Source organism: Ruegeria sp. H8 (assembly GCF_056532905.1).
The window spans coordinates 48483-67222 of record NZ_JBQFNY010000012.1; the positions used below are offsets into that span (position 1 = coordinate 48483).

14 protein-coding genes are annotated in these 18740 nt (G+C 58.6%); 9 read left to right on the forward strand and 5 right to left on the reverse strand.

Going from position 1 to position 18740, the window contains the following annotated elements; all coding sequences use genetic code 11:
- Positions 1-50 precede the first annotated feature (50 nt).
- Positions 51-1835: a NapC/NirT family cytochrome c gene (locus tag ACR0A2_RS20015; protein ID WP_480836869.1), complete on the reverse strand. Its 1785-nt coding sequence runs from the start codon at positions 1833-1835 to the stop codon at positions 51-53.
- A gap of 124 nt (positions 1836-1959) precedes the next feature.
- A complete protein-coding gene (locus ACR0A2_RS20020; RefSeq protein WP_171119354.1) occupies positions 1960-3636 on the reverse strand; it encodes a cytochrome D1 domain-containing protein in 1677 nt (558 codons plus the stop codon).
- Between the two features lie 245 nt (positions 3637-3881).
- On the opposite strand from ACR0A2_RS20020, the gene ACR0A2_RS20025 reads away from it, so the two are divergent.
- Positions 3882-5078 (forward strand): NnrS family protein, encoded by a 1197-nt coding sequence (locus tag ACR0A2_RS20025; protein WP_480618841.1) that lies wholly within the window; start codon positions 3882-3884, stop codon positions 5076-5078.
- An 18-nt stretch (positions 5079-5096) separates the two neighbouring features.
- On the opposite strand, the gene ACR0A2_RS20030 is transcribed toward ACR0A2_RS20025, so the two are convergent.
- Positions 5097-6209 (reverse strand): Hint domain-containing protein, encoded by a 1113-nt coding sequence (locus ACR0A2_RS20030; RefSeq protein WP_480836872.1) that lies wholly within the window; start codon positions 6207-6209, stop codon positions 5097-5099.
- A 267-nt stretch (positions 6210-6476) separates the two neighbouring features.
- Here ACR0A2_RS20030 and ACR0A2_RS20035 point away from each other — a divergent pair, with 267 nt between their 5' ends.
- Genes ACR0A2_RS20035 through ACR0A2_RS20060 form a run of 6 tightly spaced genes read left to right on the forward strand, consistent with a single transcriptional unit; the run spans position 6477 to position 11896 of the window.
- Positions 6477-6926 (forward strand): c-type cytochrome, encoded by a 450-nt coding sequence (locus ACR0A2_RS20035; protein ID WP_152460362.1) that lies wholly within the window; start codon positions 6477-6479, stop codon positions 6924-6926.
- A 16-nt stretch (positions 6927-6942) separates the two neighbouring features.
- Positions 6943-8310, forward strand: a complete 1368-nt coding sequence (locus ACR0A2_RS20040) for a cbb3-type cytochrome c oxidase subunit I (RefSeq protein ID WP_152460361.1) — start codon at positions 6943-6945, stop codon at positions 8308-8310.
- Positions 8311-8315: 5 nt separating this feature from the next.
- Positions 8316-9125, forward strand: a complete 810-nt coding sequence (locus ACR0A2_RS20045; protein WP_438826502.1) for a CbbQ/NirQ/NorQ/GpvN family protein — start codon at positions 8316-8318, stop codon at positions 9123-9125.
- An 8-nt stretch (positions 9126-9133) separates the two neighbouring features.
- A complete protein-coding gene (locus ACR0A2_RS20050) occupies positions 9134-11056 on the forward strand; it encodes a nitric oxide reductase activation protein NorD (RefSeq protein WP_480836875.1) in 1923 nt (640 codons plus the stop codon).
- Complete coding sequence (locus ACR0A2_RS20055; protein ID WP_171119350.1) at positions 11053-11601, forward strand: cytochrome c oxidase subunit 3; 549 nt, start codon at positions 11053-11055, stop codon at positions 11599-11601. The genes ACR0A2_RS20050 and ACR0A2_RS20055 overlap by 4 nt, the downstream gene beginning before the upstream one ends.
- Before the next feature lie 4 nt (positions 11602-11605).
- Positions 11606-11896, forward strand: a complete 291-nt coding sequence (locus ACR0A2_RS20060; protein ID WP_152460357.1) for a cytochrome C oxidase subunit IV family protein — start codon at positions 11606-11608, stop codon at positions 11894-11896.
- Between the two features lie 53 nt (positions 11897-11949).
- Here ACR0A2_RS20060 and hemA read toward each other — a convergent pair whose 3' ends face one another.
- Positions 11950-13173, reverse strand: coding sequence for a 5-aminolevulinate synthase (gene hemA / locus ACR0A2_RS20065; RefSeq protein WP_480836877.1), 1224 nt, complete (start codon positions 13171-13173; stop codon positions 11950-11952).
- A gap of 187 nt (positions 13174-13360) precedes the next feature.
- Here hemA and ACR0A2_RS20070 point away from each other — a divergent pair, with 187 nt between their 5' ends.
- Entirely contained in the window at positions 13361-14053 is a 693-nt protein-coding gene (locus tag ACR0A2_RS20070; RefSeq protein WP_152460355.1) for a Crp/Fnr family transcriptional regulator, read from the forward strand.
- A gap of 205 nt (positions 14054-14258) precedes the next feature.
- Positions 14259-15266, forward strand: coding sequence for a D-cysteine desulfhydrase family protein (locus ACR0A2_RS20075; protein ID WP_480836880.1), 1008 nt, complete (start codon positions 14259-14261; stop codon positions 15264-15266).
- A gap of 85 nt (positions 15267-15351) precedes the next feature.
- Here the strand turns inward: ACR0A2_RS20075 and ACR0A2_RS20080 are convergent, their stop codons facing one another.
- The gene (locus tag ACR0A2_RS20080; RefSeq protein ID WP_480836882.1) at positions 15352-18720 is read right to left on the reverse strand and encodes an ATP-binding protein; all 3369 of its coding nucleotides are present in this window, start codon (positions 18718-18720) and stop codon (positions 15352-15354) included.
- Positions 18721-18740 lie beyond the last annotated feature (20 nt).

An 18740-nucleotide genomic window follows, 5' to 3' on the forward strand; every position in this document is an offset into this window, starting at 1 on the left:
ATGACTCCTTTCCAAGAGTGGCCGGGGCCGGTTGACCCGGCCCCGATCCGTCATTGTTTGACCACGTTGATGAACGCGCTGTCATCATCCAGCGCCAGGCTGGTATTCAGCGTCACGTGGTGGAACCTTGCGGCGGTAAAATCGTCGTGGATGGCAAAGCCAACGGTATAGGTCTTGCCTGCCTCCAATGGCACATCACCGGGCGCGCCCGAATTCAAGGGGCGCGAAAACACCACGGTCCACATGCCACCGGACAGTTCGGCCGATGCGGCGATTTCACCATCATTGACCACGCGCTGCTCCAACAGATAGCCATTGGTGGCGCTTCCGTCGGCGTAGACACGCATCAGGTCAAGATAGGTGCCGTCGGCCAGATACTGCTCGATCTGTTCCTCGGCCTTCAGCTTGTCCCAGCCCCCCAGGGCCTTGCCGCGGCGACCTTTAACCTCAACATCCGTGCGGCTTTCGCTGATGTATTTCGTAACGGTTTCCGTGGCATTGAGGCGACCGGCAACATCCGCATTGGCGGCGATCGCATCCGCTTCGGGCGCAAAGGGCATATAGGTGTTGTCGGCGTGGCACGAAGCCCAGCATCCCACCTGATCGCCCAGCTCGATACCAGTGCCGGTAATCATCATGGCAACCTTGATCTGGTTGTCCGGGTCCATCTTGCCGCCATCGACGAACGGGGCAGGGTTGTGACCCGCGTCCGGCCATTGCAGGCGAATGTACAGGTTTTCGTCGTCATGCGCCGCCTGAACGGTTGCGTCGATGACACCGCGTTTTCCCGGGATCGGAGTCGGTTCCAGATCTCCACCCGCAACGATCTTGTTGCCTATGGTGTCCAGCTCCTTGGCGTGACAGGTGGTGCACTGATCCCCGCCTTTGGTCAGGGGGCGCGCGCCACCATGGAACTTGCCGTTCTGGACCCATTCAAACGAGGCCTGACCAGGGTAGAACAGTTTCAGATCCGCCGCGGCCACTGCGTTCCATTCGATGTTGGACCCAACGTCGCTTGCTCCGCCAGAGGGCGCCGCGGCGTCTTCACCGGAGGTTTTTGCGCGTTCTTCATCCAAAGCAGCGTCAACGGCCGCAGCGATCTGGGCCTGAACAGCCTCTTGCTGAGCCTTCTTGGCGGCTTTTTCTGCTTCTGCTTCAGCGGCCTCTTTGGCTTCGATCTTTTCGAGACTGGCCAGATATTCCGGAGGGATGGGCCGGATGAAGTCCGGGTTCGGTGCTTCAAGCTTTTCCAGATACTCCTCGTCCGCCCGGTCGCGTGCATCCGAGTGTGCAATCCCCTTGTGGCAGTCGATACAGGTCTGTCCGACAGTCATCGCATTGAGGTGCTGCTGACGGGCGCGTGGTTTCTGGAATTCGGGCATCATCGATTCGAAATCGTGACAGTTGCGGCATTCGCGCGAGTCTGTGGCCTTCATCCGCTCCCATTCGTTCATGGCCAGATGTACACGTTTGGCCTCGAACTTTTCACGGGTGTTGATGGTACCGACCATCTTGCCATACAGCTCTTTGGACGCCTTGATCTTACGGATCATCTTATGTGTCCAGTCTTTGGGAACGTGGCAGTCGGAACAGACAGCCCCCACACCCGAACGGTTCACGTCATGGATCGTGCCGGTATATTCTTCGTAGACAAAATCTCGCATCTCGTGACATGAGATGCAGAATTCCTTGGTGTTTGTGGCTTCCATTGCGGTGTTGAACCCGCCCCAGAAGATGATGCCGGCGGCAAAGGCCCCGGCGATACCGGCCACAGGCATTCCCCATAGGAAATACCGGCGCCAGATCGGTTTTTTCTTTTCCGGTTCGGAGGTCATATCCGGGCTCCGTTTTGGCTGTATTGTCTGGCCCTTGGTGGCAGGCCGGTGAGTTTGGCTGATGACTCAAACAGGGAAAGGGCGGGCGAGGGGCCCGCCCTTTCCTGTGGTCGTCCTGACCTCGTCAGGTGACGTGGTTCGACCGGTTGTAGACGTTGAACTTGCCGGTCGGGGCATAAAGCCCGTCGATGCGGCCGATTTCTTCCAGCGTCTTGGCGTCGAAGATCACGATCTGACCATTGGGTTCTTTCGAGTCCGACAGGTTCCACTTGGAAACCCAGACCTCGGTACCGTCAGCGTTGAATTCGAAGTGAACAGCGGCGCTGCCTTCGTCTTCAGTGATCTGGATCGTCTTCACGATTTCGCCGGTTTCTTTCGAAATGACCTGCACGGATTGCTGCACTTCCGGTTCCGGATGCTTGGTCTGGTCAGCCCAGATGTAATCCGAGTTCGGGTGGGTGCGGACGAACAGGCCGGGGCCGTCGGTTTCCACTTCGTAGCAGACTTTCCAGGCGTCATCTGGACGGTTTTCAGGATCGTTGCCCCAAACGGTCACGGTGCCGACACCAAGGTGGGTTGTGCCCGCCACAGGTCCACAGTTCGGGTCGACCCAGTTGGCGCCCGGACCAGGGTGCGGCAGCGCGGCTGTGTCGATCATCGCCTCAAGCTTGTGGGTTTCGGTATCGACAACCACCATCTTGTTCGACGCGTTTGCGGCGATCTGGAAATACCGGCCTGTCGGATCGAAGAACCCGTCATGCAGGAACTTGGCGCTGTCGATCTTGTCGATCCGAAGGTTGTCCAGATCGGTGTAATCGACTTGCCACAACTGTCCCAGCTCTTTCACGGCAACGATCCAGGTGGGTTCATTCGGAGTGGTGTAGATGGCTGCCACACGGGCTTCTTCCACATACTCACCGTCGACGTTCACGCCGCGGGTCGATACGACCTTAACCGGTTCCATGGTCTTCGCGTCAACGATAGCAAAGTGCGGCGGCCAGTAGCCACCACCGATGACGTATTTACCATCGCCGGAAACGGCGACGTCACGGGCGTCATATGCAATCTTGACTTCGGATACCAACATTTTGTCCGGCGTCTGCCAAAGGTCGATCTTGGTCATCTTGCCGTCGCGACCCATTGTGTACCAGAAGCGGCCGGGGTGTTCCGGCTCGGTCAGGCTGTGGTGTTCGGACGCTTTCAGAACGTGCACTGCGTAGCCAGTGGGGATGTGGGTCAGCACCTCTTTGGTGTCGCCGTCGATCACGGCCACCTTGCCTACGTCACGTTCGATGACGACAAAGAAGTTTTCCCAGTTGCGGCCGTGCAGCGGCTCGGTCGGATAGTCCTCTTCTTCGACATAGACCTTACGCGTCGCCATCATCTGTTCCAGCGACATTTCAGGTGGTTTTGGCGGCTCCATCATGATGTAGGTCGCCATATCCTTGATTTCCTGCTCGGTCATGATGTCCGAGAAGTTGTTCATGCCGCCTTCGGTACCCCAGGCGATAATCTTTTCAAGGCGTTCCTGCCCCAGTTGCAAGGTGCCGCCTTCGGTTACAGTGCCGTCGGCTGCGGTCTTCTTCCAATGCGGTTCCAGGTTTTTACCCGTGGCACCTTTGCGCAATACGCCGTGGCAGCCTGCGCATTGTTCGAAATAGAGCTGTTTAGACGATTCAAAGGCTTCTTCGCTCAAAGTTGGCTCTTCGGCGAAGGTCGGAGCAGCGACGCTGCCCAACAACATTGCCAATCCGACCCCGAAGGCGCGGCCGGGTTTGTTGTAGCTGATTCCAAGTGACATGATCACTCTCCATATGCGTGGTGAGGCGGTGTCGAGAGTGAAACATCACGTGGATGTCATCCTTGACCAAAGTCAACGGCAAGGGTGCAGACAAAGCACTTTGGAAAGAAAACACAGATCAAAACCCCCAATAAATCTTGTGTTTCTCACACATGTTTAAGCCCAGTCTTGATTTTGGTTAAGGGCGCCGGGTCATGCGGGCACTACACATTGTTCAACGGCGGGAAAAGCTATGGAGAGCAGGCATGACAGCTGTAATCGCGCGTGTTTTCAGTGAAGGGTTCCGGGTCTTTTTTCTTTCGGCGGGTCTTTACGGTATGTTTGCAGGAGTCGCGTGGGGCGTATGGTTGGCGTCGCTCGACGGACTGATGCCCTACATGGAACAGAGTTACGCGATGCCCCCGGTGATGTGGCACGCGCATGAGATGATTTTTGGGTATGCAACGGCCGCCTTGGGGGGGTTTTTTCTGACCGCCGTGCCGAACTGGACCGGTGCGCCCGAGGCGCGGGCCCGCTTTATCACGCTTGTCGCATTGATCTGGATGGCCGGGCGTCTGGCGGTCTGGTTTTCCGGAGTGTTGCCACCCTTGTTCGTCGCAGTCGTGGACCTGAGCTTTGTTCCCATTCTGGCGCTGAAGATTGCCAGTCAACTGGTTCGTCGGCCCAAGCCCCAGAATATGGTGTTTCTGTATCTTCTGGTTCTGATGTTGGCCTCGAACGTTATGGTTCATTTGGAATGGATGGGGGTCACGGTGGATACGCTGAATACCGGCATTCGGGCCGGGCTTTTGACCTTGTGTTCGATGATCGCGATCCTGGGTGGCCGGATTACGCCGGCTTTTACACGCAATGCCATGAAAAGAGCGGGTCAACCCGAAGCATCGTGGCCGGTATCCGTGGCCAGGCTGGACAGGGCGACGATGATTCTGGCGCTGTTGCTGCCCCTGCTTGTGCTTGCACTTGATGTCGGGCCTGTAGCGGGGGCCGTTGCTTTGGTGATGGGCAGTGTTCAACTGATGCGCATGGCGCGTTGGAGAACAGGCTGGGCCTTGCGTCAACCGATCCTTGTCGCGCTGCATCTGGGTCTCGGGATGCTGGCGCTGGGTCTGATTCTCTGGGGGTTGGCGGCCATCGGGATGGGAAATGAGATCGGCGCGCTCCACGTTCTGGGCATTGGTTGCGTTGGTGGCATGACCCTTGCCGTAATGAGCCGCGCCGCCTTGGGCCACAGCGGTCGTCCCCTTGTCGCGCCAAAGCCCATGGCGATTGCCTATGGCTTGATGGCGGTTGCAGCGCTTGTGCGTTGGCTGGGATCCGACATGGCAGGAGGGTACATGACGGCGATGCTGACAGCGGATGGATTTTGGATCGCGGCAATGGGGCTGTATCTGTTTGCCATGTGGCCTGCCCTGACCGGCCCCCGCGCCGTGCAACAGACCTGAGGCCGGTTCAAGCGGCGCCTATCGTTCAGCGACCAGAGGCCGCGCGTTCTTGATATGACGATGGACCAAAGCCCGAGCGCGTTTCCCTTTTTCCGGTATCCGTCGTGCGGCCAGCGGAACGTAATTGCGCTGATCCAATTCAGGGAACAATTCAAGAATTTCCGCCCGTGCGTCCGGGTGAACACTGGACAAGGCCTGCGCACCGGTGAGCAGGCTTTCGGAAGGTGCGCCTTCCGCATAGATGATCTCGTGACGGTCGAACAAAAGATGGACATAGGTCACAGCACGGGTGTCATCAGCGATTGAAATGCCGGGCACGCCGACAAGAATGTGAGCAGGAACAAGAACCTCTTCGGCGTCGAACATTCTGACGGCAATCGGCGACCGGACCAGCATACGGTGTTGCGGTGACACGAAAAGATCACGCTGGGGCAAGTGATCGCCCAGTGTACCGGCCTCGATCCGGATGGGCTTCAGCCTGGGACGGGCGCGAAGCGCCGCCTGATCCAGATGTCGCGTGCCGATCCAGCGTATGTGTTGCGGTCCGTTGTCGGCGGTGACGACCGCGTCACCCACCTTCAAATCCTCGATGGACCTCGGACCTTTTGGAGTCATTATCAACGTTCCGGCTACGAAGCACGGCACGTCAATGATAGTGGTCGGATCAGTTGTGTCAGGAGCATTGGTCGGCGTAACATTCACGATGTTCATCGAGTATGTCGTGCCGGGCACAAGGGGTTCAGAGGTTATGTAACCACCCAAAGTTCCGTCAACTTCCACACGATAAACTGTAATCGTACCCCCGCCTGGTTTGGACAGAATATAGGATTCTTCCAGGTAAATTGGGCCACTAAGAAAGGTGGTCGAGCCATCAAGGGTGGTGATGGTGCCGGTCTGCGTCAGATCATCGCCGTCTTCGTTGTCGAAGCGGTCACCGTTGAAAACATCGCCAGTATCGACAATGGGTGGTCCGCCGCCGTTTTGAATAAATCCACCGGCTGCGTCTGTCACGCTGAACAAACGACGATCCGTGTCAGGATCAAAATTGACATCCAATGTAACCGTATCCGGCCCAATCGTATTCACCGTGATTACGCCGGGCGTATAACCGATATAGGAATAGTTTGCCATTTTAACCCATCACTCTTTGACACGGGATTTACACTTGTTCTCTCAAGCGCTTGGATAACTCCGCTATACTAAAATGTCGACGCGACATTCCTCACAATTGGTTCAGATATCAAGGCGAACCCCAGGCTTTTTCGTGGTTCTTGCTGTTTGTCAGGCATCTGACCTCGTTCCCGAGCATACTTGAGAAGTCTTGACTTTCGTTAAGGCACTCCCGCGTCCCGCCAGTCATGTTGCAGACACTAGCTAATCTGCGCAAAGGAGAGCGCAATGCGAGACGTCATGACAAAGAGCATGGCCCGCAATATTTTTTATGGCGGGTCACTGTTCTTCATTCTCATCTTTCTGGCCCTTTCGGCCCATTCCCACTGGTATATCGTCAATTCCGAAAATGCCGCAAAGCTGGATGACAGTGTGGTGCGGGGCAAGCATGTCTGGGAAAAACACGCCTGTGTGAACTGTCATTCGATTCTGGGTGAAGGGGCCTACTTTGCTCCGGAAGTCGGCAACGTGATGACCCGCTGGGGCGTGTTGGACGACCCGGAATCAGCCTTTGAATCCCTCAAGGGCTGGATGGAAGCACAACCGACCGGCATTCCCGGTCGTCGGCAAATGCCCAATTTCAACCTCAGCGACGAAGAACTCCGTGACCTGACCAACTTCCTGATCTGGACGGACAACATCGACGCGCAGGGCTGGCCGCCCAACGAGGCAGGCTGAGAAAGGGAACGAAACAATGAAATACGAATCCCAAAAAATCGCCTATGCCTACTTTGCGGTAGCCATGGCGTTGTTCGCGATACAGGTGATCGGCGGCCTTCTGGCCGGTTTCATCTATGTATTCCCCAATTTCCTGAGTGAGCTTCTGCCGTTCAACATCGTGCGGATGCTGCACACCAACTCTCTGATCGTCTGGCTGATCCTGGGTTTCTTTGGTGCGGCCTACTTCCTGATCCCGGAAGAAGCCGAGCGCGAGATCCACTCCCCCAAGCTGGCCTATCTGCAACTGATCATCCTTGTTGTCGGTACGTTGGGCGTGGTCGTCACCTATGTCTTCAACCTGTTCGAAGGCAACTGGCTGCTGGGCAAAGAGGGGCGTGAGTTCCTGGAACAGCCCAAATGGGTCAAGGCCGGTATCGTCGTGGCTGCATTGATCTTCCTTTACAACGTGTCGATGACCGTTCTGAAAGGCAAGAAGACAGCCATTACCAACATCCTGCTTCTGGGCCTTTGGGGTCTGGCGCTGCTGTTCCTGTTCGCCTTTTACAACCCGGGCAACCTGTCGCTGGACAAGCAATACTGGTGGTATGTCGTCCACCTGTGGGTCGAAGGTGTGTGGGAGCTGATCATGGCCTCGATCCTGGCCTATCTGATGCTCAAGCTGACCGGTGTGGACCGTGAGGTGGTCGAAAAATGGCTCTATGTCATCGTCGCCGCCGCACTGTTCTCGGGCATCCTTGGCACAGGTCACCACTATTACTGGATCGGCACGCCTGCATACTGGCAGTGGATCGGTTCGATCTTCTCGAGCCTCGAGGTGATCCCGTTCTTTGCGATGATGGCCTTTGCCTTCGTCATGGTCTGGAAGGGCCGTCGTGACCACCCCAACAAGGCCGCGCTGCTGTGGTCGCTGGGCTGTGCTACGCTGGCTTTCTTCGGTGCCGGTGTCTGGGGCTTCCTGCACACGCTGCACGGGGTGAACTATTACACCCACGGCACGCAGATCACCGCAGCCCACGGGCACCTGGCCTTCTACGGCGCCTATGTCTGCCTCAACCTTGCGATCTTCAGCTACGCTATGCCGATCCTGAAGAACCGTGATCCCTATAATCAGGTTCTGAATATGGGTTCGTTCTGGCTGATGACCAGCGGCATGGTCTTCATGACCTTCGTGCTGACCTTCGGGGGAACCGTGCAGACTCACATGCAACGTGTCGTCGGAGACTACTTCATGGACGTGCAGGACCAGATCGCGATCTTCTACTGGATGCGTCTTGGCTCTGGTCTGGTCGTTGTCCTTGGGGCGCTGCTGTTCATCTACTCGATCTGGGTTCCTCGCAAAGAGGTCATTGAACCCGGCGCAGCCGAAACCCCAGCGGAGTGACGGATATGGATGGCTCCATGAACCTGAAAGAGGGGGCGGCAAACGCCCCCTTCTACCTGGCCCAGGGCGATGAATGCGATGTCTTCACCGCCGCTTACAACAACGATCTGCCGGTTCTGCTGAAAGGTCCGACGGGTTGCGGCAAGACCCGGTTTGTGGCCCACATGGCCGCGAAACTTGGCCGCCCGCTCTATACCGTAGCGTGCCACGACGATCTCGCCGCCGCCGACCTGATCGGACGCTATCTGCTGAAGGGCGGCGAAACCGTCTGGGTCGATGGCCCCCTGACCCGCGCGGTGCGCGAAGGCGCGATCTGCTATCTCGACGAGGTGGTCGAGGCGCGCAAGGACGTGACCGTGGTGTTGCACCCGCTGACCGACGACCGGCGCATCCTGCCGATCGATCGCACCGGCGAAGAGCTTGAGGCCGCGCCCGGCTTCATGCTGGTGGCCTCGTACAACCCTGGCTATCAGAATATCCTGAAAACCCTCAAACCCTCGACCCGGCAGCGGTTCATCTCGCTGGAGTTCGACTTTCCCTCGCCCGAGATGGAGGCTGAGGTGGTCGCGCAGGAAAGCGGCCTGCCGCTGGAACGCTGCAAGCCGCTGGTGCGGCTGGCGGGCAAGCTGCGCGGGCTCAAGGGTCAGGACCTCGAGGAAGGCGTGTCCACCCGGCTGGTCGTCTATGCCGCGACGCTGATCGCGCAGGGCATGTCCACCGACCGCGCCATCCTTGCCGCCATGATCGAACCTCTGACCGATGACGAGGATATCAAACGCGGGCTCCTCGATCTTGTCACCGCCGTCTTTGGGTGAGGCCGGCGATGGTCAGGATCGACTTTGAGCCATGGGAACCCGAAGAAACGATCGGGAAACTGTGGCACACCCTTGCCAGCCGCCTCGATGCACCCCAGGTGCATGTTGGAGCCGCGGTCGACCTTTCCGAGGTCGCGGGGCGGCTGGCAGTCCTCTTTCGAGGGCTTGGGGGTAGTCCGGGCGTTGAATTGCGCCCGGTCTCACCCGAGGTTTCGCGCCACCGCCTGAGTTGGCGCCGCAAACTTGCAACCGAAGCGGAATTGATGCCGCGCGCCTCGTTCGACGGAGAGGTTTTGCGTCTGCCCGACCGTCTGGCCGTATTCCCCGCACGCGAGGCAAACGGCGCGCTCTATGTCTGGTTGGCCGCCGCCGCCGCCCATGCCGGAACCCGAATTGACGAAGATGATCCACTGCGTGCCGACCTGCGTGCCTTGATCGCCGCCCGGCATATGGTCGAGGCGACTCTGGACGATGCGCCTGGCTTGCGTCCGCTGTATACCGAGCTGTGCAAGGGCGTGCTGTTTCAGCGCGACATCCCCAGCCTGCCGCCTGCCGAGGCCGCGGTTGAAGAACTGATCCGTCATATGCTGGGCGATCCCAAGCCCCTGTCGGATCAGGCCGAGCACCTTCTGGCACTTGACGACGACCCGATCGCACCGCGCGGCTATCAGCCGATGCGTCCGGTTCCCCTGTGGCCGGAGTTGCGGGCAGTTGGGTTCTCGGAACACAACGAGGTTGAAAACCCCGATACCGAAGGCCCGCCAGAGGAATCCGGCGAAAAGACACACCGTGCCCGGCGCCGCAAATCGGATCAGGCCGAGCGCAGCGACAGTTTCATTCTGCACAAGTTCGAAGCCATCCTCAGTTGGGCCGAGTTTCTGAATATCAACCGTCGCATCGATGACGACGATCCCGACAACGCCAAGAAGGCGGCTGACGATCAGGAAGAGATCGGTCTTGGCCAGATTTCCAAGGCGCCGCCTACCAAGTTGAAGCTTCACCTTGATCTGGCGCCCGAAGACGTCAACCGCGAACGCCTGTCAGGCCGTATTCTATATCCCGAATGGGACGTGCGGACGGGTCAATACCTGCCGGATCATGTGAACGTTCTGCTTTCGGAAGCCGATATCCGCGACGATGCCGCCGAGTTCGGCAAGGATCCGGCCACTGCGCGCCGCATTCGCGCCGTCAAGCGCCAATTCGAGGCGCTGCGCCCGGGGCGCGTGATGACCCGGGGCCATCTGGACGGTGACCAGCTGGATATGGAAGCCGCCGTTCGGGCGCAGGTTGACCGCTGCGCAAATGGTGAAGGGACGGAACGCGTCTGGATGCAATCCCGCCCCGAGGCCCGCGATCTGGCGGTGTCGATCCTGCTGGATGTAAGCCGATCCACCGAAAGCGCGGTCACGGGGCGTGCCGTGATCGATATCGAACGCGAGGCGCTGGCGGCCTTGGCGTGGGGCCTCAACGCTTGCGGTGACGATTTCGCCATTCATGCGTTCAGCTCCCTCAAGCGTCAGCGCGTCTATGTGCAGCGTTGCAAACGGTTTGACGAACCGATGGGAACCAAAGTTGAACAGCGCATCGCGTCGCTGCGCCCCGGACATTATACAAGGTTGGGCGCGGCAATCCGGCACTGTTCCTCAGATCTGGCCAGCCAGTCCCGCAAGCGCCGATTGCTGCTGGTTATCACCGACGGCAAGCCAAACGACCTGGACCATTACGAGGGGCGCCACGGCATCGAAGATACCTGCATGGCCATACGCGAGGCGCGCCGGGCCGGACAGTCAGTGTTCGGCGTTACCATCGATAAAACCGGCAAAAGCTGGTTTCCGCGCATGTTCGGGCAGGGCGGTTTCGCCGTCATCCCAGATCCGCATCGCCTGACCATGGCCCTGCCGCAGATCTATCGCCAGTTGGTCGGCGCATGAGTGATGCCTCTCTGATCGACGAATTGCCGGGCGAGTTCCTGATGTGGGTTCTGATCATTTCGGAACTGCTGGTTTTTGGCGCGGGGATGATCGCCTTCATGGGGGTACGTCTGACCGATCCGGCGGGCTTTGCCGAGGCGCAGTCGCATCTGCATCGCACGGGTGCGGCCTTGAACACCGCGGTATTGGTGACATCCGGCTATCTGGCCGCACAGGCGCTGCATTGGCGGCGGAACATGCAACGTTTGCGGGCCCGATTGGCGTTGATCCTTGCGGCGCTTCTGGGTGTCGTGTTCCTGATCATCAAGGGTGCGGAATATGCCGACAAGGCGTCTCAGGGGATAGGATACGAAACGCATCCATTCTTTCTGTTCTACTATATGTTGACCGGCTTTCATGCCGCGCATGTCCTCGCCGGGGTTGGAATTCTGTTGCTGGTGGCCTGGCGCGACGACCCCACTAGCGTCGAAGCGGGCGCACAGTTTTGGCACATGGTGGACCTGGTCTGGATCATGCTGTTTCCAGTGATCTATCTGTTGGGATAGTCAGATGGCCCAACCTTCATCTTTGACCAAAGAAGAACCTCGCCAAGGGCCGCCGAACCCTCTGACCCAGGCTTGGCTTGCGCTCTTGGCCCTCAGCGTGGGATCCGCGCTGCTGACCTTGATTGGGGCACCAACCGCGATCATTGCTGGCGGTATCCTGTTGTTGGCGCTGATCAAGGCCCGCGTGATCCTGAAACACTACCTCGATTTGGAGAGCAGCCAAAGCTGGCTGCGTGGGTTCACCATGGTGTTGACGGGATTTTCCGTTGTGATTTTTGCGCTCTATCTGGTCTGAGGCAAAAAATGCCGCCCCGAGAGGCGGCATAGATCAATCAAAGGGGGCCTTGATTACTGAGCGGCCTGTGGGATCCGCGCGATCTGACAACGCTGCCAGAGCGCCGACAAGGCACCGACCAGATGATCGATATCCTCATCTGTGTGGACCGGGGACGGCGTGATCCGCAAACGTTCGGTGCCCTTGGGGACAGTGGGATAGTTGATCGGCTGGATGTAGATGCCGAATTCTTCAAGAAGCGTATCCGAGATGAACTTGCACTTCACCGGGTCGCCCACCATCACCGGGATGATATGGCTGGGGTTCGGCAGATGCGGTATCCCTTCCGCATCCAGACGGGCGCGCACCTGATCCACACGGGCCTTTTGCAGATCACGCTCGGCGCTTGACTGCTTCAGATGCCGGATAGATGCGGCAGCACCGGCCGCGGTCGAAGGCGGCAGGGCCGTGGTGAAGATGAAGCCGCTGGCAAAGCTGCGAACGAAATCGCACAGCGCGGCCGAGGCTGCGATGTAGCCGCCGACCACGCCGAAGGCCTTGCCCAGCGTGCCTTCGATCACGGTCAGGCGATCCATCAGGCCCTCACGCTCGGCAATGCCACCGCCGCGCGGGCCATAGAGGCCGACGGCGTGAACTTCGTCCAGATAGGTCATCGCGCCGTATCTATCGGCCAGGTCGCAGATTTCCTTGATCGACGCGATATCACCATCCATGGAATAGACGGATTCAAAGGCGATCATCTTGGGCGCGTCAGGGTCGGCGGCGGCCAGTTTGGCCTCCAGATCCGCAAGGTCATTATGTTTCCATATCACCTTCTGCGCCCGTGAGTGGCGGATGCCTTCGATCATCGAGGCATGGTTCAGCGCATCAGAGAAAACGATCAGACCGGGGATCTTCGCAGCCAGCGTTCCCAGAGCGGCCCAGTTTGACACATAGCCCGAGGTGAACAGCAAAGCGGCCTCTTTGCCATGCAGATCTGCCAACTCTGCCTCAAGCAGCACGTGGTCATGCGTCGTGCCCGAAATGTTGCGCGTTCCGCCCGCACCGGCGCCACAACGCTCCAGCGCGTCGTGCATGGCGTTGATGACCGCAGGGTGTTGCCCCATACCAAGGTAGTCATTCGAGCACCAGATACGCACATCCCGCCGGATCGAACCATCGGTCTGACGTGCGTTCGGGAAGGCTCCGCAACGTCGCTGCAAGTCGATGAAAACCCGATAGTTCCCTTCATCTTTCAAAGCGTCGAGGCTCTGGCTGAAAAATCGCTCGAAATCCATCTGACATGCTCCCCGGATAACTGGCTGTGAACCGACCCTAGGGCAGCGACGGGCCCCGTGACATGACAATTGTCAAGTTGATCGTCAAGAAAAAGACTGGCACTGCCACGCCGGCTTTGGCATAGCAGGGCATTGGGGATGATATCCCGGGCCATCGCCCGGACTGGATGAAGAAGGGAGTGCCTTCATGTCACACGAGGCACAAAAGGCGATTGCGCGGCAGTCTCTGCTTCTGCGCAGCCTGCCGGATCAGCATGTGGATACTTTGCTGCGGCAAGCGATTTGGCGGCAATATGACCGTGGCGAGACGATTTTTCTGCAAGAGGAAGAAGCCAAGGCCGTGCACGTCGTGCTGGCGGGTTGGGTCAAGCTGTTCCGTATCTCTCCGACCGGGGCGGAAGCGGTGGTGAGCGTTTTCACCCGCGGAGAAAGCTTTGGTGAGGCCGTTGCGCTGCGCAACGTGCCGTATCCCGTGTCCGCCGAAGCCGTCTCAGCCTGTGAAGTGATGCACATTCCCAGTCCGGTGCTGCTGTCCCTGATGAAGGAAGACCCGGAAATCGGCGTTTCAATTCTGGCTGCGACGTTCACGCATCTGCATGCTCTGGTGGCGCAGCTGGAGCAACTGAAGGCGCAAACCGGGGCGCAACGCGTTGCAGAGTTTCTGTTGAACCTGTGCGATCGCGATTCCGGTCGCTGCGAGGTGGAACTGCCTTACGACAAGATGCTGATCGCCGGACGTCTTGGGATGAAGCCCGAAAGCCTGAGCCGCGCGTTTTCGCGGTTGAAACCCGTTGGCGTCAAGATCAACAGGAACCACGCGGATATCGCTGACATGGACGATTTGCGCAACTACGCCGAAAGCGACACCAGCGAGAGGTGATTGATCACCGGCGGCCGGACCCTTCGGCGCTGCAATTTCACGGAAAACCCGTGATCCGAAACTGGCAGCTCCAATGGGGGCTTCAGTCGGGCGCTTTTGCGCGTGACCGGCTGTCTTCCACGCTTTCCTAAACCTCACTATCCTGATCAGCAGTGCCATCCATCGGCACGAGTCTTTTGCATGAAAATGAAGGGGCACCTGGTCCATGATAGACGCAGCGCTTTCAAACTATCCCCGCGCAAGGTTGATGACATCGGTCACACCGGTCGAACGGCTTGAGCGTCTTTCTGACCAACTGGGGCTGGACCTGTGGATCAAGCGCGACGACCTAACCGGGCTCAGCTTCGGCGGAAACAAGACCCGCCAGCTGGAATTTTATATGGGCGAGGCGCTGAGGCAGCGGGCGGACACCATCCTGATCACAGGTGCCGTGCAATCCAATTTCGTGCGCACCGCGGCAGCTGCGGCGGCAAAGCTGGGAATGTCATCCGTTCTTCAATTGGAAGACCGCGTGACGAATATGGGAGAGTACTACCATCGATCCGGGAATGTTCTTCTGGCACAGCTTCTGGGGGCGGAACATATTGGCTATCCCAAGGGTGAGGACGAGGCGGGCGCGGACGGCGCTCTTCACGAACGCGCCGAGGAACTGGTTGCCATGGGTCGGAAGCCATACGTGATCCATCTGGGCATAGATCACCCTCCGCTGGGGGCATTGGGCTATGTGGCGGGTGCGGCCGAGTTGCATACTCAGATCAGCGAATTCGACGCCGCAGTGGTGCCGTCGGGAAGCGGGGCAACCCATGGCGGGTTCCTGGCCGGATTGCGTTTGGTCGGACAGACTGCGCCTGTCTACGGCATATGCGTGCGTCGCGATCAAAACCAGCAGCACGCGCGACTGCAAAACGTCCTAGGGCGATTGGCGACCATGATGGGTTTCGACCCTGCTTTGGTCATGGAAGACATCTATACCTGGGACGGCGCCTTGGCGCCCGGATATGGGCGGATCGGTCGCGCAACCCGCGAGGCGTTGACCCTGATGGCGCGCTCCGAGGGCATCTTTCTTGACCCTGTTTATTCCGCCAAAACCTTTGCAGGGCTTCTTGGGCTGCTTGAACAAGGTGCCATCGAAAAAGGCCAGAAAGTTGTTCTGCTGCACACGGGCGGTCAACCTGCGTTGTTCGGATATCAGGACGAGTTGCAACCAAGTTGACGCAGCGAAGCTTTGCGCCTGTGGTCCTGCGGGGCGACAGGATGGATGGAAGGGTGCTGCCCGCCGAACTGGCCGGGTAAGTACCCTACGACACTTTCGATTGATTGAGCAAAGACATGGCCCGCGCGACATCGCGGGTCTGCGCGCCGCCAACAATCATAGCCAGAATCTTTCCAAGATCGGGCGGCGAGGCCGGTGAGCAGCCAAAGCGGTCGCAAGTTTGCACGTAATCCACCGCTGTGCGCAGTTCGAACATTATTGCCTGCTGTTTGCGTGCGGTTTCCAGAGCCTCCGTGAACAGATCATCTGCGGCAGTGTCCATGGACCGCACCAACGCCTGTATCCGATCCGTCTCGGGCTGAGCCCAGGCTTCATTGGTCAGAACCTGCTGTTCACGGGCTTCATCCAGCAGGCGCTGAGCCGCCTTCGGGTCGTTCGCCTTCAATGACGCTTCGGCAAGGGCCGTCAGGAACACCGGCTTGTAGTTTCCGGCCCCGCTGGCCCACCAGGCTTCGGACGCCTCGCGCATTGCTCGGATCGTTTCCGGGCCTGGCTTGATCTGCGCGTCCGCCCAACACCGCCAAACATTCGCCGTCAGTGTCATGAAGGGGAAGGTGTGTTTGGTCGCCAGTTCCTCGAGGCGTGCGGCAACGTCGTAAACCTGTTCAGGCTCACGCCGCAACAGGTGCAGCATACACAGATATGTCAGCGTCTGTGCCAGGCTATGAGCGTGATTGAGTTTCTGCGCCGCCGAGATCGCCTGATGCTGAATCTCGAGCGCGCGGTCGGGTTCTCCGCGCAACCAGACCGTCATGCTCAGGAAGCAGGATGTAATGGCGGCATGATCCGTGCCGTAGACATAGGCAAGACGGCTGTGCTGCTGAGGATCATACAAGCGCAACGCTTGTCGCAGATGTGCATAGGCGGCGTCCTGCTGCCCGATATGCAACAAGACGGCACCCATGGCCCGATGGGCAATCATTATGTGATGCGTTTCGTCGGTCAGCTTGGACAGGTCCAGCAACTGCGCCGCGACGTCCTTGGCAAGGTCGTATTCGCCGCGGACCAGATGATACGCATAGAGACCATTGAGCACAGGGAACAATTGTTCGGTTTCGCCCAGCCGATTGCACAGGTCGCGGATCCGGGCATACACCGCACCCGTTTCATCGGCCGCGATGCCAGCGGTCGAGCGCAGAACGCCGGCCCGCAATGTCTGGATATTGGTTTCCATGCGGTCGCGGTCAACCGAGTCTTCCTGCTGTTCAAGCAACGCCAACGCACGCCCCAGCTGCTTGGCTGCTTCAATCCCGGCCGAGCGTTCAACGGCACGTTGCCCGGCCAGATACCAGTGTTCTATCGCTTCGTCCGGCATATCTGCCATCGTGTAGTGATGAGCTAGAATTTCCGGACCGGCAGAGTTTTCGCGCAACGAGGCAGAGTTCAGTGCTTGGACCACACGCGCATGCAGCGTTCGCCTCTCGCGTTTCAGCAGGCTGTTGTAAGCGGTGTCGCGAATGAGAGCGTGACGGTAACTGAACGTTTCCTCGGGCTCTGAGTCTGAAACAATCACGATCCCGGCATCCACCAGCAAATCCAGACCGGAACGTAACGCCCGTTCATCAAAACGGGACACGCTTGCAATCATCGGATAAGAGAATTGCGGGCCAATGACAGCGCCGATCTGTGCCACTTCCTTGGCCGAGCTCAGTCGATCAAGACGAGCCATCAACGCGTCATGCAGTGTTTTCGGCACAGTGGGTGATGGCGTGGACCGGTCGATCGTATAGGCGTCGGCGCGTTCGGTCAGAAGATCGGATTCCAGCAGATCCTTCGTCACCTCTTCTACGAACAGCGGGACACCGTTGGATCTGGCGGCAATCAGACGGTGAACTTCGCCCGGGACGGTCTTGCCCTTGGCAACATCGTTCACGATCTCTTTGACTTGCGCGAAATCCAGTTGTTGAAGCGCGACGTGCATCAGGTTGTGCGATTGTGGCCAGTCCGGATCAAAGCCTGTCCGATAGCTCATGACCATCAGCAGGCGCGCGTCCTCTATCCGGGTTACAAGCTGATCAAGCAGAGTCTTTGTCGTTGGATCGATCCAATGTGCATCTTCAAACAGCAACAGGATCGGGGTTTCCTGCGCCAGGCCGATCACATGATTGACCAGCATGTCCAGCGTCTGCTTCATGATCTGCTCAGGGGTCAGGTCCAGCGGGCCAAGCCTGTCTTCAAACGGGACCGACAACAGTGCCGCAGCCAGTTTCAGAGACCCTTCAGAAGGATCGCCCAGAACGCCGTGGATCTTGTTCAATTTTTCGTCCGCACTGTCACCGGCCCGCAGTTCGGCCGCGTTTTCAAGCTGGCGAATGATCGGGTACAACGCGCTTGCGTCATGAAAGGGCGAACACTGAAATCGAAGCTGTCGGTGTTTTGCGTCCGGGATCGTGCGGCGAAGCTCTTCGATCAGCCTGGATTTTCCTATGCCCGCCTCGCCCGAGACCAGCACCACCTGACCTTGACCCTGACGGGCCAGCTTCCACTTGCTTTGAAGGGTTTCATGCTCCTGCGCGCGCCCGACCAATGAACTCATCCGGGCGTCGTCTGCCGCAAGAAAACGGCTGAGAGTCTGGCGCGTGCCGGTGACCTGCCAGGCTTCGACCTCTTTGGCAAAGCCTTTCAACTGAAACGTACCACGGCGCACATATTCGAACGCATCACCCGCCAACTCCCGTGTCGTCGGCGCGACGATCATTGTCCCCGGATCAGCCATCGATTGAAGCCGTGCGGCAAGGTTCGGGGTCTCGCCCATGGCGGTTCCATCCTCGAACATCTTCTCTCCCCGCAGGTCACCGACGACAACCAGGCCGGTCGCGATCCCTATGCGGACTTCAAGATGTGCATGCGTGCGGATTTCCGGAATTTCGCGAACGATCCTAAGACCTGCATGAATGGCGCGTTCCGGGTCGTCTTCATGCGCATGCGGAAAGCCAAAAAACACCATGATGCCGTCGCCATAGTAACTGGCGATATGCCCGTCAAAAGCGGCGACCGCAGCGGCGCAGGTCTCTTTGAACAGCCTCAGAACCTCGGCCAGATCTTCAGGATCCAGCTTTTGCGATATCGCCGTCGATCCAACAAGATCGATGAACATGACCGTCAGCTGTCTGCGCTCTGCAATGATGTTGGGTTCCTGATGCGCGCGATGTGATCCCGCAGGCTGCCCGGTTTCATCCCGTATTGCTTTCAGAAAGCGGCGTCTGGGTCCAAGGGGCAGGCCGATCGTGACAAGGTCATCGTCGCTCAGTTCCGGCAGATCACCCAGTTCGACCTCGTGCCGGGAGAAGGCGTCGACATATTTGGACAAGCCGTTTCGGATCAGCCATTCATCTATGTCAGCCATTTGACCACCATGCATGGCCGCGACCAGGCCGATCCAAGCATTCCCCATTTCCCTCTGGTTGAAAGGAC